The sequence below is a fragment of the Streptomyces sp. NBC_01235 genome (assembly GCF_035989285.1).
Taxonomy (GTDB): domain Bacteria; phylum Actinomycetota; class Actinomycetes; order Streptomycetales; family Streptomycetaceae; genus Streptomyces.
In genome coordinates this window covers 10,169,740-10,184,233 of sequence record NZ_CP108513.1, presented here as the reverse complement: position 1 = coordinate 10,184,233, position 14,494 = coordinate 10,169,740, and the positions used below count along the sequence as shown (strand labels likewise).

The 14,494-nt window shown below is 71.8% G+C and carries 10 protein-coding genes; 7 read left to right on the top strand and 3 right to left on the bottom strand.

The annotated features are described in order from the left end of the window. Positions 1 to 635 precede the first annotated feature (635 nt). Entirely contained in the window at positions 636 to 2,777 is a 2,142-nt protein-coding gene (locus OG289_RS45720; RefSeq protein ID WP_327319920.1) for a SpoIIE family protein phosphatase, read from the top strand. Between the two features lie 72 nt (positions 2,778 to 2,849). On the opposite strand, the gene OG289_RS45715 is transcribed toward OG289_RS45720, so the two are convergent. Next, positions 2,850 to 4,355 carry a S1 family peptidase gene (locus OG289_RS45715; RefSeq protein ID WP_327319919.1) on the bottom strand — a complete coding sequence of 502 codons (1,506 nt, stop codon included), beginning with the start codon at positions 4,353 to 4,355 and terminating at the stop codon, positions 2,850 to 2,852. Positions 4,356 to 4,544: 189 nt separating this feature from the next. Between OG289_RS45715 and OG289_RS45710 the strand changes: the two genes are divergently transcribed. The 5 genes from OG289_RS45710 (at position 4,545) to OG289_RS45690 (ending at position 11,616) form a co-directional block, all read left to right on the top strand. After that, positions 4,545 to 4,958, top strand: a complete 414-nt coding sequence (locus tag OG289_RS45710; RefSeq protein ID WP_327319918.1) for a PaaI family thioesterase — start codon at positions 4,545 to 4,547, stop codon at positions 4,956 to 4,958. Positions 4,959 to 5,433: 475 nt separating this feature from the next. Continuing rightward, positions 5,434 to 5,649 carry a type A2 lantipeptide gene (locus OG289_RS45705; protein WP_189706568.1) on the top strand — a complete coding sequence of 72 codons (216 nt, stop codon included), beginning with the start codon at positions 5,434 to 5,436 and terminating at the stop codon, positions 5,647 to 5,649. A gap of 87 nt (positions 5,650 to 5,736) precedes the next feature. Continuing rightward, entirely contained in the window at positions 5,737 to 6,543 is an 807-nt protein-coding gene (locus OG289_RS45700) for an HlyD family efflux transporter periplasmic adaptor subunit (RefSeq protein ID WP_327319917.1), read from the top strand. Continuing rightward, positions 6,540 to 8,762 carry an NHLP family bacteriocin export ABC transporter peptidase/permease/ATPase subunit gene (locus OG289_RS45695; RefSeq protein WP_327319916.1) on the top strand — a complete coding sequence of 741 codons (2,223 nt, stop codon included), beginning with the start codon at positions 6,540 to 6,542 and terminating at the stop codon, positions 8,760 to 8,762. Before OG289_RS45700 ends, OG289_RS45695 begins: the two co-directional genes overlap by 4 nt. A 1-nt stretch (position 8,763) precedes the next feature. After that, complete coding sequence (locus tag OG289_RS45690) at positions 8,764 to 11,616, top strand: NHLP bacteriocin export ABC transporter permease/ATPase subunit (protein WP_327319915.1); 2,853 nt, start codon at positions 8,764 to 8,766, stop codon at positions 11,614 to 11,616. Positions 11,617 to 11,635: 19 nt separating this feature from the next. On the opposite strand, the gene OG289_RS45685 is transcribed toward OG289_RS45690, so the two are convergent. After that, complete coding sequence (locus tag OG289_RS45685; protein WP_327319914.1) at positions 11,636 to 12,166, bottom strand: SRPBCC domain-containing protein; 531 nt, start codon at positions 12,164 to 12,166, stop codon at positions 11,636 to 11,638. 34 nt (positions 12,167 to 12,200) lie between these two features. Continuing rightward, on the bottom strand, positions 12,201 to 12,866 hold the full coding sequence (locus tag OG289_RS45680) for an alpha/beta fold hydrolase (RefSeq protein ID WP_327319913.1): 666 nt from the start codon (positions 12,864 to 12,866) through the stop codon (positions 12,201 to 12,203). Positions 12,867 to 12,984: 118 nt separating this feature from the next. Here OG289_RS45680 and OG289_RS45675 point away from each other — a divergent pair, with 118 nt between their 5' ends. Further along, a complete protein-coding gene (locus OG289_RS45675) occupies positions 12,985 to 14,487 on the top strand; it encodes an MFS transporter (RefSeq protein ID WP_327319912.1) in 1,503 nt (500 codons plus the stop codon). The last annotated feature ends 7 nt before the right edge of the window (positions 14,488 to 14,494 follow it).

The following is a 14,494-nucleotide window of genomic DNA, read 5'->3' as shown; positions in this document are numbered from 1 at the left end:
CGCCTACGGGCCCGCGGCGCAGCCCCTGTGTCCGTTTCATGGAGGCGCGAGGGGCGCGGAATGGCAATCGTGCTGGGGCCGTGGAGGCCCACGCTCGAAAGGAACCGAACATGTCTTCACGCGTGCGTTCCGCACAGTGATCTCGTGACAGGCGCGACCGTCCGCGGACCTCACCGTCTTGCGAGTCTCTTGGCCGGGCCCACGAAGGGGGACGCATGGACAAGCGGTACGAGGTGTACGCGCTGACGGACGCGCACTTCTACGAGACGCCGACCGGCTGAGCACGGACGGGACCGCCGCCCCGCTGTTCGACACCGCGCGCCGGCCGGTCCCCGAGGGCTGGGAGTCGGCGCGGATCGGGGCGCACGCGGGGCGCCCCTACACCGCCGCGCGCTCCGGCCGAGGGGGCATGGGGGTGAGCCGACCGGGTACACGGCGGCTTTCGGGCGGGCCCGGCGCTCGCCGTGCGCGTCGCGCCGCCAGGGGGCAGATTTGGAGCCTGGGACCCGTGCGGTGCCGGGCGAGGGCGCGTCTTCCGGACCAGCCCGACCCGGAGCTACGGCGTCCGGGCCTTTGCCGGTGAGCCCCGCGGCTCCGGGGTGATCAGAAAGACACGCCCTTGGGAGGTGGCGACCGTGCCCGAGCAGACGTCCGGTCAGGCTCCGGCGGCCGTGTCGGCGCCGGTCGGCCGGCCGCTGCTCTCGCTGGCGCTGACATCGATGATGGACGCCGTCGGGGCGCACTCCGGTGCCGTGTATCTGCGTCCCGGCGACGAACCGATGCTGGAGATGGCGGTGATGGCCGGGCTGCCCCGGGCCTTCGCGGCACCCTGGGAGCGGGTGGGGCTGAACGCGCCGATCCCGGTCGCCGAGGCGGCGCGCGAGCGGCGCCTGGTGTGGGTGGGCGGGGAGGAGGACATGGCCCGCCACTATCCGCGGATCGCCGTCGTCCTGCCGTATCCCTTCGCGCTGGCCGCTCTGCCGGTGGCGACCGCGTCGCGGGTGTACGGCGCGGTCTTCGTCACCTGGCCCGGTTCCCATCCGGCGGAGCTGTCCGACCGGGAGCGCCGGGAGCTGACGTCGGCCTGCGAGCGGCTCGCGCTGCGGCTGGAGCGCGCCGCGGCGCAGAACCGGTCGGTGCGCGCCGAGTCGGATCTGCTGGACGCGGGGCCGCTGGGCGGTGTCTCGGACACGCTCGGCACGCTGGAGGCGGCACGGATGGTGGCCCGGCTGCCGTACGGGATGTGCTCGCTGGACCTGAGCGGGCGGGTGGGCTTCGCCAACTCCGCCGCGTCCGAACTGCTCGGTGTCCCGGTGAGCGGACTGCTGGGCTCGCAGCTGTGGGCGGCCGTGCCATGGCTGAACGATCCCGTCTACGAGGAGCGCTACCGGGCCGCGCTGATCAGTCAGAACGCCACCTCGTTCGTGGCGCTGCGCCCGCCCTCCGAGTGGCTGTCGTTCCGGCTGTATCCGAGCACCACGGGGCTCAGCGTGCGGATCAGCCGGGCCCGGGTGGTGTCGGAGATGCGCCCGTCCGCCCCCCGGACCGGGGACGCGCCGACCCTGCTCGTGTCGATGTCGCAGGCGCTGAGTCTGGCCGGGGCGCTCACCGAGACGGTGAGTGTGCAGGACGTGGTGCAGCTGGTCGCGGACGAGATCGCGCCGGCGGTGGGCAGTCAGGCCCTGGCGCTGCTCGGTGCGCGGGCCGGCCGGCTGCACGTGCTCGGGCACCACGGGTATCCCGACCCGCACACCGTGGAGCGGTTCGACGGGATGCCGCTGACCGCCCCGACCCCGGGCGCGCGCGCCGTCGCCCACGGCGTCCCGGCGTTCTTCGACTCCCGGCAGCAGCTGGAGCACCTCTACCCGGCCCGGCAGAGCATCCCCGGCGGCTTCTCCGCCTGGGCCTTTCTGCCGCTGATCGCCTCCGGCCGCCCGGTGGGCGCCTGTGTGCTGGCCTACTCCGAGCCCCACCCGTTCTCCACGCACGAGCGGGCGGTGCTGACCAGCCTGGCCGGGCTGATCGCACAGGCCCTGGACCGGGCCCTGCTGTACGACGTCAAACACCGGCTGGCGCACGGGTTGCAGGCCGCGCTGCTGCCGCCCTCGCTGCCGTCGCTGCCCGGTATCGAGGCGACCGCCCGCTATCTGCCCGCCACGCGGGGCATGGAGATCGGCGGGGACTTCTACGACCTGGTGCCCTCGCAGCCACTGCCGGCGGCCGTGATCGGGGATGTGCAGGGGCACAACGTGACCGCGGCCGGGCTGATGGGGCAGATCCGGACCGCCGTGCGCGCGTACACGACGGTCGGGCAGGAGCCCGCGGAGGTCATGCGCAGCACCAACCGGCTGTTGATCGACCTCGGCTCCGAGCTGTTCGCGAGTTGCCTGTACCTGCGGCTGGACCCGGCCCGCGGGCGGGCGGTCATGGCCCGGGCCGGGCATCCTCCGCCGCTGCTGCGCCGGGCGGACGGCCGGGTGCGCGTCCTGAACCTCGCGGGCGGCCCGCTGCTGGGCATCGACGCCTCGGCGACGTATCCGACGACGGAGGTCGAGCTCGCCCCCGGCTGTGTCCTCGCCCTGTACACGGACGGGCTCATCGAGACGCCGGGCGTGGACATCGAGGACGCGGTGGCCGACCTGGGGCGGCGGCTCGGCGAGGCCGGGGACCGTCCGCTGGAGGAGCTGGCCGACGAGCTGGTGGGGCACTACGCGGCGGCGGAGGAGCGGATGGACGACGTGGCGCTGCTGTTGCTGCGGGCCCGGGGGGACGCCTGAGGGCCGTCGCCCGGCGCGGACATGAACGGTCCGGCCCCCGCCGGAGGGCCGGACCGTTCAGATGATGCCGTGTCAGTGCGACTCGGTCACACCCGAACCGCCCTCCTGGCTGTTGCCGGACTGGTCCTGGCCGTTGCCGGTCTCGTCCACGCCACCGTTGGCGTTCTCGTCAGCACCACCGTTGGCCGCCGCTTCGCCGCCGCCCTGAATGGCTTCGCCCGTCTGGTCGTCGATGCCGTCACCGTTCTCGTCCACGGCACCAGCACCGGCTCCCGCGCCGCCGCCCTGAATGGCTTCGCCCGTCTGGTCGTCGATGCCATCGCCGTTCTCGTCCACGGCACCAGCACCGGCTCCCGCGCCGCCACCCTGAATGGCTTCGCCCGTCTGGTCGTCGATGCCGTCACCGTTCTCGTCCACGGCACCAGCACCGGCTCCCGCGCCGCCGGCGCCGGCGCCGCCGGCGCCGAGCGTCGCGCCGACCGCGGCCAGGGCGGTGGTCACCGGCTGGAAGAAGGTCTCGCCGCCGACGGTGCAGTCGCCGCTGCCGCCCGAGGTCAGGCCGATCGCCTGGCCGTCCTGGGTGAAGAGCGAGCCGCCGCTGTCGCCGGGCTCTGCGCAGACGTCCGTCTGGATGAGGCCGGTGACGGTGCCCTCGGGGTAGTTCACCGTGGCGTCGAGGCCGAGGACCTGACCGTCGTTGAGACCGGTGGTGCTGCCCATCCGGAAGACCTGTGTGCCGACCGTCGCGTCGGCGGCCTGGGAGATCTGGACGGTCTGCTGACCGGTGTTGACCTCGCTGGGCGCCTGGGTGTTCGGGTCGTCGTACTTCACAAGCGCGAAGTCGCCGTCGCCCGGGAAGGTCGCCTGGTCGACCGTGGCGATGGGCTGGCCGTCCTGGGAGTCGGACCACTGCTTGGCCGCTACCCCGCAGTGACCGGCCGTCAGGAAGGCCGGGGAGCCGTCGCCCGCCGTCACGTTGAAGCCGAGGGAGCAGCGCGCTCCGCCGCCGAATATCGCGTCGCCGCCGGAGACGAGGGGCTTCAGGGTGCCGGCCGACTTCTGGATCGTCGCCATGCTGGAGCCGAGGGTCTTCACGGTCGACTCGATCTTGTCCCACTTGGTGCCGGTGACCGTGGAGTCGGCGGTGACGAGGATCTTGTTCGTCTTGGGGTCGACGGCCCAGGAGGTGCCCGGGATGGTCGCCTTGGTCTTCAACGTCTGTGCGGCCGCCTTGAGTTCGGCCGTGCTGTTCTCCACCTCGCGGACCTTGGCGCCCGCCTTCTTCGCCTGCACGACGACGTTGTTCTCGTCACCGGAGACGTTCACGACGTTGACGACGAGCTGCTTGCCGTCGGAGTCGTAGTAGGAACCGGCGAAGGCGTCACCGAGCAGCTTCTCGAGCTGTGAGGCGAGGTCCGAGGCGTCGCCCGCCTTCAGGGTCTTCACCGTGGCAGCGTTGTTGGAGCCGCCGTCCTGGGAGGCGTTGGCCTGGGGAAGCAGGATGGCCGCCGCTCCGAGCGCTGCCACACCGCCAGCCGCGACGATGGCCTTGCGCTTCGTAACTCGCTTGTGACTCAAAAAACTCGACCTCCTGGGGGACGGGGTCTGGCTGCCGGGGTTCGGCAGCTCCGTACAGCGGCGCCTGGTTGGCCATCAGTACGCAGGGGTCGCGCGGCGCGTTCAATCGCGTTTGCCAACTTCCTTTGCTAAACGCTGAATCGGCCATGACCCGAGTCCGACTTCGCCGCCCGGGGAACAATCGCCCATATGACGATGACGACCGCCGAAGCCGACAAGATCCTTTCCGACAACTTCGCACCCTGGGTGCTCGCCCTCGGCCTGTCCGTCGAGGCGCTGGGCGAGGACCGGGCGATTCTGCGTCTCCCCTGGTCACAGGAGCTGGCACGGGAGGGCGGAGGGCTCTCGGGGCAGGCGCTGATGGCGGCCGCGGACACCGCCACCGTGATCGCCGTGTCGGCCGCCCGCGGGGCCTACGGACCGATGACGACGGTGCAGCAGTCGACCTCGTTCCAGCGCGCGGTGGCCGATTCGGATGTCCTGATCCAAGCGGTGCTGACGAAGCTCGGGCGCCGGATGGCGTTCGCGGACATCACCATGACGGCCGAGCGGACGGGTGAACTGGCGGCCCGGGCGAGCACGGTCTACGCCCTGCTGGGCTGAACACGCCGGAACACTTCCGAATCGACACCGTTCGTAGTCGGTCGGTGACGATCCGTTCCGATCGGCAAGCGGAATCCCCGCTTCAGAGAATCTGCACATCGAAAGCCCAAGCGGGTCACCGGAAGCAGGGGTTCTGCACAACTCGTCGACGCCGGCCACGCCATTGGGGCGGGAGTGTCGTATTCGCCGCGAGGGCGCAGGGCGCTCATCCGAGCGAACCCCTTCCGTGGTGTGAAGAAGTCGCCGACAACCCGTGGGCGCACGTGCACGGTTCAACGCTCCTGTGACGCAAGTGCCCAGGTGGGACCGGGGATTGATTGGCTGCGTCGGCCGCAGACCTGCTTTGATCCATCGCACCGCAGGGGCCGCACGGCTTCCGGAAACGGGTGCCCGGCACCAGCGGTCGCGGCCGTCATCTGTCCCCAGAGGGGGCCGCTCCCCCTTATGAGATATCCATGTGAAGGGAAGTTCCACCATGAACTCCACCCCCCAGGTTGAGACCGTCGAGATCTCCGACGCCGAGCTGGACAACGTCTCCGGCGGTCTGTCCCTGAACGCCCTCGGCACCGTCACCGGCCTGGTGGACGGCATCGCCCCGGTCTCCGGCCTGGTCGACACGGCCGTCGGCACGGTCGAGGGTGTCACCGGCCTCAGCACGGCCCCGGTCACCAACCTGGTCGCCGGTCTCTGATCGCGCCCTTGTGACCCCCTGTGAGTCCCGGAGCCGTCACCCGGCTCCGGGACTCATCGGCGCCCTGAATCTCCTGAGGTAAGCCCCGTGCAGTTCCGCCAACAGGCCCTCGCCAAGCTCCAGTCGCCGGAGGAACTCGACCTGCCGGTGCGTTTCGCGCGCCCGCAGGGCTGGCTGGTGCTGTCCGTGACCGTGGCCGTCATGGCGGCCGGGTCCGTGTGGGCGGTGACCGGCTCGGTCACGTCCACGGTGAGCGCGCCCGCCGTCCTCACCCACGGTGAGGGCAGCTACATCCTGCAGAGCCCCGCCGCGGGCCAGGTCACCGCCGTCCTGGCGAAGGAGGGCGAGCGGTTGCCCGCGAACTCCCCCGTGCTGAAGGTGCGGACGGCCGAGGGCGACGCCGTGGTGCGCACGGTCGCCGCGGGCCGGATCACCGCGCTCGCCGCCACCATCGGGCAGATCATCTCCACCGGCGCGAACGTCGCCGCGGTGGAGAAGGTCGCGGGAGCCGACGACCCGCTGTACGCCACGGTGTACGTGCCCGCGGAGAACGCGGCCTCCATACCTGCGGACGCGGCCGTCGACCTGACCGTGCAGACCGTGCCGTCCCAGGAGTACGGCGTGCTGCGCGGTCATGTGAAGTCGGTTGACCGCACGGCCCAGTCGGCGCAGCAGATCTCCGCCTTCCTCGGCGACAGCCAGCTCGGGGAGCAGTTCACCGAGGACGGGCGCCCGGTGGCGGTCCTGGTCCGCCTCGACAGGTCCTCGGCGACGAAGAGCGGCTACGAGTGGTCGTCCGCGGACGGACCGCCGTACGCGCTCGCCTCCATGACCATGGCCACGGGTTCGATCCGGCTGGCCGACCAGCGTCCCGTCGATTGGCTGCTCCCGTGACCGCCACCGAGCAGACCCGGAGCCGACGGCGTGCCGCGCCGCCCCGGCGCACGGTCCCCAAGAGCAGCGTGAAGACCGTCCGTACGCCCACCGTGCTCCAGATGGAGGCCGTGGAGTGCGGGGCCGCCTCGCTCGCCATGGTCCTCGGCCACTACGGCCGGCACATCCCGCTGGAGGAGCTGCGCATCGCGTGCGGTGTCTCCCGCGACGGCTCGCGCGCCAGCAACCTGCTGAAGGCGGCCCGCAGTTACGGTCTGACGGCCAAGGGCATGCAGATGGACCTGGCCGCCCTCGCCGGGGTGCGGACACCCGCGATCCTCTTCTGGGAGTTCAACCACTACGTCGTCTACGAGGGTCTGGGCCGGCGCTTCGGCCGCCGGGGCGTGTTCATCAACGACCCCGGCAAGGGCCGGCGTTTCGTGCCGATGGAGGACTTCGACGGCAGCTTCACCGGTGTCGTGCTGGTCCTGGAGCCCGGCGAGGACTTCGAGCGGGGCGGGCGCAGACCGGGTGTGCTGGGCGCGATGCCGGCCCGGCTGCGGGGCACCGCGGGCACCATGCCGGCGGCCGTGCTGGCGAGCCTGCTGCTGGTCCTGGTGGGCGCGGCGGTACCCGCCCTCAGCCGGACCTACATCGACATGTTCCTGATCGGCGGTCAGACCTCCCTGCTGACCGTGCTGTTCGCCTCCATGGGCACCTGCGTGGCCCTCACGGTCGCCCTGACCTGGCTTCAGCAGGCCAACCTCCACCACGGCCGGATCATCTCCTCCACCCTCTCCAGCGCCCGCTTCCTGCGCCATCTGCTGCGGCTGCCGGTGACCTTCTTCTCGCAGCGCAGCCCGGCCGACCTCGTCCAGCGTCTCCAGTCGAACGACGCGGTCGCCGAGACCCTGGCCCGCGACCTCGCGTCGGCGGGCGTGGACGCGGTGGTCGTCGTCCTGTACGCGGTCCTCCTCTACACCTACGACCCGCAGCTGACCTACGTCGGCATCGGCGTGGCGCTGCTCAACATCGTCGCCATGCGGATCGTCATCCGCATGCGCGCGACCCGGACGGCGAAGCTGCGCGCCGACAACGCGCGGCTGACCAACACGGCCTACACCGGGCTTCAGTTGATCGAGACGATGAAGGCGACCGGCGGCGAGGACGGCTATTTCCGCAAGTGGGCGGGGCAGCACGCCACCACGCTGGAGGAGCAGCAGCGGCTGGGCGTGCCGAGCGCCTGGCTGGGCGTGGTCGCGCCGACGCTCGCCTCGCTCAACAGCGCGCTGATCCTGTGGATCGGCGGCATGCGGGCGATCGAGGGCCATATCTCGGTGGGCCTGCTGGTCGCCTTCCAGGCGCTGGTCACCCGCTTCACGGCGCCGCTGACCCGCCTGAACGGCGTCGCGGGCCGGATCCAGGACTTCGCGGCGGACGTGGCCCGGCTGAAGGACGTGGAGAACTTCCGTGCCGATCCGCTCTACGACCGCCGCTCCGGCGGCGACTCCACGCGCCGGCTGCAGGGGCACGTCGAGCTGGAGAACATCACCTTCGGCTACAGCCCGCTGGACAAGCCGCTGCTGACCGGTTTCGACCTGAGTGTCGGCCCGGGGCAGCAGGTGGCGCTGGTCGGCGGCTCGGGGAGCGGGAAGTCGACGGTGTCCCGGCTGATCTCGGGCCTGTACGCGCCCTGGGAGGGCGTGATCCGCATCGACGGGCAACGGCTCGAGGACATTGCGCGCGGGGCGCTCGCCTCCTCCGTCTCCTTCGTCGACCAGGAGGTGTTCCTGTTCGAGGGCTCGGTCCGCGACAACGTGGCCCTGTGGGACCCGTCGATCCCCGACGACGCCGTCGTCGACGCGCTCAGGGACGCGGCGCTCTACGACGTCGTCATGCGGCGGCCCGGCGGCATCCAGAGCAAGGTCGAGCAGGACGGCCGCAACTTCTCCGGCGGGCAGCGCCAACGCCTGGAGATCGCCCGGGCGTTGGTGCGCCGGCCCAGCATCCTCGTGCTGGACGAGGTGACCAGCGCGCTGGACGCGGAGACCGAGCAGGTGGTGATGGACAACCTGCGCCGGCGCGGCTGCGCGTGCGTGGTGATCGCCCACCGGCTCAGCACGGTGCGCGACAGCGACGAGATCGTCGTGCTCCAGCACGGCACGGTCGTGGAGCGCGGGCGGCACGAGGAACTGGTGGCGCGCGGCGGCTCGTACGCGGCCCTGGTCAGGGAGCGTTGAGATGACGGCCGTGTCGGAGGGCGACGTCGTCCTCGCCGCACTGGGACAGATGGGCTCGCGGATCGACTGCGCGGGCTTCAGCCGGCTGGACCTGGAAGGCCCGCAGGTGCTGTGGCTGGTCGCGTCGGGCGCGCTGGACCTGTTCGCGGTGGATGCCGAACAGCAGGGCCACTGGCACCACCTGGGCCGCCTGGAGGCGGGAGCGCTGCTCCTCGGTCCGGTCGCCGGTCCTCAACACACGCTCGTCGCACGTCCGTTGCGCGACTGCGTCGTGCATCGCATCGGCCTGCGCGAGCTGTACCAGCCCGCGAACACCCAGACCTGGTCCTACGACGAGTACGGCAACCCCCAGTACGTGCCGCCGACTTCGAGCCCCCTGGAGTACGCGCTCGCCCTCGGTGTCGGCCGCGGTCTGTCGATCCTCTTCCAGGCGCCGATGGCCACCGAGCGGGCGGCGGAGGATGGGGGCGCCCCCGTGCGAGTCCATTCGAGCAGGGGGGACGACGACGACGTCTTCTGGATGCAGGTCCCGCCGGGCAGTGTGCAGTACGGCCAGGTGTACGGCGCGGAAGCGGCCGCCGACCTGCTGATGGACCCGGCGGTGTGGCAGTCCATGGTCGACCAGCAGTACCGGCTGCTGACCACGCTGGACCGCTGGATCGAACAACTGGAACGCACCCACGAGACACGCACGGCCGCCGGGATCAAGGCGGGTGAGGCGGTCCGTGCCCAGGCCGACCGGACGCTGCTGGCGTCGATCGGCAAGAAGTCGGGGCAGCGCACGACGTCCGCCGACGCCGACGCCACCTTCGCCGCCTGCGGACTGGTCGCCAGGGCCGCCGGGATCACCCTCGCCGAGCCCGCCCGGATGGGCGCCGACAGCGACCGTCTGGACCCGGTCGAGCGGGTCGCCCTCGCCTCACGGGTGCGCGCCCGGGCCGTCCGCCTCGACGGTCGCTGGTGGCGGGACGACGTGGGCCCGCTGGTCGGGCACCGGGCCCTGTCCGGGGCGCCGGTCGCGCTGCTGTGGCGGCGCGGCGGTTACGTCGCCGTGCACCCCGCGACCGGGCGGGAGACACCGGTCGAGAAGGCCAACGCGGAGGAGTTCGAGCCGCGGGCCGTCATGTTCTACCGCCCGCTGCCGGAACGGAGGCTGGGCCCGCTCGGCCTGCTGCGGTTCAGCATGCGGGGTACCGGCGGGGACCTGACGAACCTGCTGCTCAGCGGGCTGGTGACGGTGGCGATCGGGGCGCTGGTGCCGATCGCCACCGGCAAGGTGCTCGGCGAGTTCGTGCCGAGGGCCCAGCAGGGGCTGATCGTGCAGGTGTGTCTGGCCGTCATGGTCAGCAGCGTCGTCGCGGCGGCGTTCATGCTGCTGCAGAACCTGACCATCCTGCGGCTGGAGGGCCGTGTCGAGGCGACGCTCCAGCCGGCGGTGTGGGACCGGCTGCTCAGGCTGCCGACGAAGTTCTTCGCGGAGCGCTCCACGGGCGAGCTGGCCAGCGCCGCCATGGGCATCAGCGCGATCCGCCGGCTGCTGGCGGGACTCGGCCCGTCGGTCGCGCAGTCCGTCACCATCGGCGCGATGAACCTGGGGCTGCTGCTCTGGTACAGCGTGCCGATGGCGCTGGCCGCGATCGGCATGCTGGTCGTCATCGCGTCCGTGTTCCTGGCGCTGGGACTGTGGCAGGTGCGCTGGCAGCGGCGGCTGGTCGTGCTCTCCAACAAGCTCAACAACCAGGCGTTCCAGACCCTGCGGGGACTGCCGAAGCTGCGGGTGGCGGCCGCCGAGAACTACGCGTACGCGGCCTGGGCGGCGCAGTTCGCGCGCAGCCGTGAGCTCCAGCAGCGCCTCGGCCGGATCAAGAACCTCAACACGGTGCTGGGCTCGGTGTACCTGCCGCTGTGCTCACTGCTGATGTTCATGCTGCTGGCCGGTCCGGCGCGGGGTGCGCTGTCCGCGGCGGACTTCCTCACCTTCAACACGTCGATGACGATGCTGCTCACCTCGGTCACCTCGCTGACCGGCGCGTTCGTGTCGGCGGTGGCCGCGCTGCCGTTGTTCGAGGAGATCCGGCCGGTGCTGGAGGCGACGCCCGAGGTCCGCACGGGGAACACCCGCCCCGGCCCGCTGACCGGCGCGCTCGAAGCCCGCCGCCTGTCCTTCCGCTACTCCGACGACGGTCCCCTCGTCCTCGACGACGTCTCCTTCGAGGTGCGGCCGGGCGAGTTCGTGGCGATCGTCGGCCCGAGCGGCTGCGGCAAGTCGACACTGCTGCGGCTCCTCATCGGCTTCGACAAGCCGGTCTCGGGCAGTGTGCTGTACGACGGCCAGGACCTGGCGGCCCTCGACCAGTCGGCCGTGCGCCGGCAGTGCGGGGTGGTGCTCCAGCACGCCCAGCCGTTCACCGGCTCCCTGCTGGACGTCATCTGCGGCACCGAGGCCTACACGCCGGAGGAGGCGATGGCGGCCGCCGAGATGGCGGGGCTCGCGCAGGACATCAAGCACATGCCGATGGGGCTGCACACGATCGTCTCGGGCAGCGGGTCGGTCTCGGGCGGCCAGCGCCAGCGCCTGATGATCGCCCAGGCGCTGATCCGCCGGCCGCGCATCCTGTTCTTCGACGAGGCGACCAGCGCCCTCGACAACGAGACCCAGCGCACGGTCATCGAGAGCACCCGCAAGCTCAACGCCACACGCGTCGTCATCGCGCACCGCCTGTCGACGGTGATGGACGCCGACCGGGTCGTCGTGATGGAGAACGGCAAGGTCGCCCAGCAGGGCCCGCCCGCCCAGCTCCTCGCGGACACGGGCGGACGGCTGCACGAGCTGGTGCGGCGGCAGTTGGCGTAGCGCCTCGCGGGCGGGGCGGTCAGTCCCGTCCGGGCACCGGCGCGCCGGAGGGGAAACCGGCCTCGACGTAGGCGCGGTAGCACGTCTCCCACCGCACGGCGGCCCCCGCGCCCTCGTTCCCCGCCCTGACGTCCAGGGCGGCCAGGCACACCTCCCACCCGGCGGCGTTGCGGGCGGCCGTGTCGGCGGCCTCCAGGACGTCGGTCAGGGTGAGGCGGGTGTGCGCGTCGTCGACCGCTTCCAGGTCGAAGCGGAGTTCGTCGCCGCCCCACGCGAAGGACAGGTGGCGGGGCGCGTCCACGGCGAGCACCCGGCCGGTCGACTCCGGCATGTTCGGGTCACCGCTGAACCGGATCGTGCCGCCGCGACGCAGCTCGATGTCGACGCGGGACGGGAACCAGTGGGCCAGTTCGCCGGGGTCGGTGACGAGTTGCCAGACACGGTCGGCCGGATGGCCGTAGGCGCGGGCGAGGCGGACGGCGGGGCGGCCGTCGTCCAGGGTGAGATACGTACCGGTGGGCGCGGTCGGATCGGTCGGATCGGTCGGCATTTCGGATCAGTCCTTTCACTTACGGGTGCCCGGCTCACGGCCGCTCCGGGACCCCTACCCACAGCCCCGGGACCCGGGCGGTGCGCATCTGCGTCGCCGCGACCCGCGGCCGCCGCGAAGCGGGCCGGGCCGGGCCGCGCGTGAACTCCATGCGGACGCCGGGGGACTCCGCCCACGGCGCTCCGATCCGGCGGGCGATCCCGATCGAGGGGCGGACGCAGTACGTGCCGCGGTCCTCGGTGCCGGCCGCGAGCAGGATCGGGAACGGGACCGTCCGGGGTGCCGCCTCGTCGGGGCGGAAGCCGGCGAAGGCCTCCCACACGGTGCCGAAGAGGTGGTCCGGGTTGGCGAGGAACCGCTGCCACAGGTCGGCGGGCCACCGGTAGGCGCCCTCACCGCGACTCGTCTCCCGTCGAACCGGCGCCCGGCCGCCGGCCGGGCCGTCGATCAGCGCGCGGGCCCCGGACGCCTGCTCGGTCGGCCTCGTCGGCCCGCCGTCGCGGTCGGTGCGGTCCTGGCTGCGGGAGTTGCCCCGCCGGTCGTGGGTGATCACCGTGCAGGCGTCGGCGAGGTCCTCGGCCACGACCGTGCAGTACCCGGCGTCTCCCCCGGGTCCGCCGATCATCAGCAGCGCCGGGCCGATGCCGCGCACCTCGTGGTACAGCCCCGTGCCGTCGACGTCGGACACGCCACCGCCCATGCCTGGACTCCCTCACTAACGAAACTTTGCCGTTTCGCTGAAACTCGTCTAGCCTCGATGTGTACGAAACCGTTTCGTTTACGTGTTCTTTGCCCTTCACGTCCTGGAGTGGTTCCCCATGCCCCCGAAGACCTTGACGGACGGCACCCGCACGGGTGCCGAACAGCCGCCGTCCGCAGCATCCGCCAAGAAGTGGTGGATCCTCGCAGTCGTCGCCCTGGCCCAGCTGATGGTGGTGCTGGACGCCACCATCGTGAACATCGCCCTGCCGTCCGCGCAGGCGGACCTCGGCTTCTCCGACGGCAACCGGCAGTGGATCGTCACCGCCTACGCGCTGGCCTTCGCCTCGCTGCTGCTGCTCGGCGGCCGGATAGCCGACCTCTTCGGCCGCAAGACGGCCTTCCTGGTCGGCGTCGTCGGCTTCGCCGCCGTCTCGGCGCTCGGCGGCGCCGCGACCAACTTCGAGATGCTGGTCACCGCCCGCGCACTCCAGGGCGCCTTCGGCGCGCTCCTCGCACCGGCCGCGCTCTCCCTGCTCAACACCACGTTCACCGACGCCAAGGAACGCGCCAAGGCGTTCAGCGTCTACGGTGCCATCGCCGGCGCGGGCGGCGCCGTGGGCCTGCTGCTCGGCGGCGTCCTGACCGACGCGCTCGACTGGCGCTGGACGCTCTACGTCAACGTGGCCATCGCCGTCGTCGCCTTCGCCGGCGGCTGGCTGCTGCTCTCCAACCACCGCGACGCCGAGAACTCCAAGCTGGACGTGCCCGGTACCGTCCTGGTCGCCGCCGGCCTGTTCTCCCTGGTGTACGGCTTCTCCAACGCCGAGACGCACGACTGGGGCTCGGCGCGGACCTGGGGCTTCCTGATCGCGGGCGGCGTGCTGCTCACGGCCTTCGCCTGGTGGCAGAAGCGTGCCGCGCACCCCCTGCTGCCGCTGCGCATCCTGCTCGACCGCAACCGCGCGGCCTCCTTCTTCGCCGTGCTGATCTCCGGCGCGGGCATGTTCGGCGTCTTCCTCTTCCTCACCTACTACCTCCAGCTCAACCTCGGCTTCAGCCCGACGAAGACGGGTGTGGCGTTCCTGCCGATGGTCGGGGCCCTCATGGTCGCGGCGCAGATCGGTACGACGGCCCTGGTCCCGCGGCTCGGCCCCAAGGCGGTCATCCCGCTGGGCTTCGCGATCGCCGCGGTCGGCATGGCCTGGCTGACCGGGATCGGCGTCGGCTCCGACTACGTGAGCACGGTGCTGCCGCAGCTCGTGATCACCGGTATCGGCCTGGGCCTCGTCATGCCGCCCGCCATGCAGATGGCCACCGGCGGGGTCGCCGCCGAGGACGCGGGCGTGGCCTCCGCCACGGTCAACGCCATGCAGCAGGTTGGCGGTTCGATCGGCACGGCCCTGCTCAACACCCTCGCCGCGAGCGCCGCGACGGACTACCTGGCCGGGAAGGACCCGACCGACAAGCTGGTCCAGGCGCAGGCGACCATCGAGAGCTACACCACCGCCTTCTGGTGGTCGGCCGGGTTCTTCGCGGCGGGCGCGCTCATCGCGTTCCTGCTCTTCCGCCGCGGGGTGCCGCAGCAGGACGCGGACGCGGCACCGGTGGTCCACATGTGACGGCCCC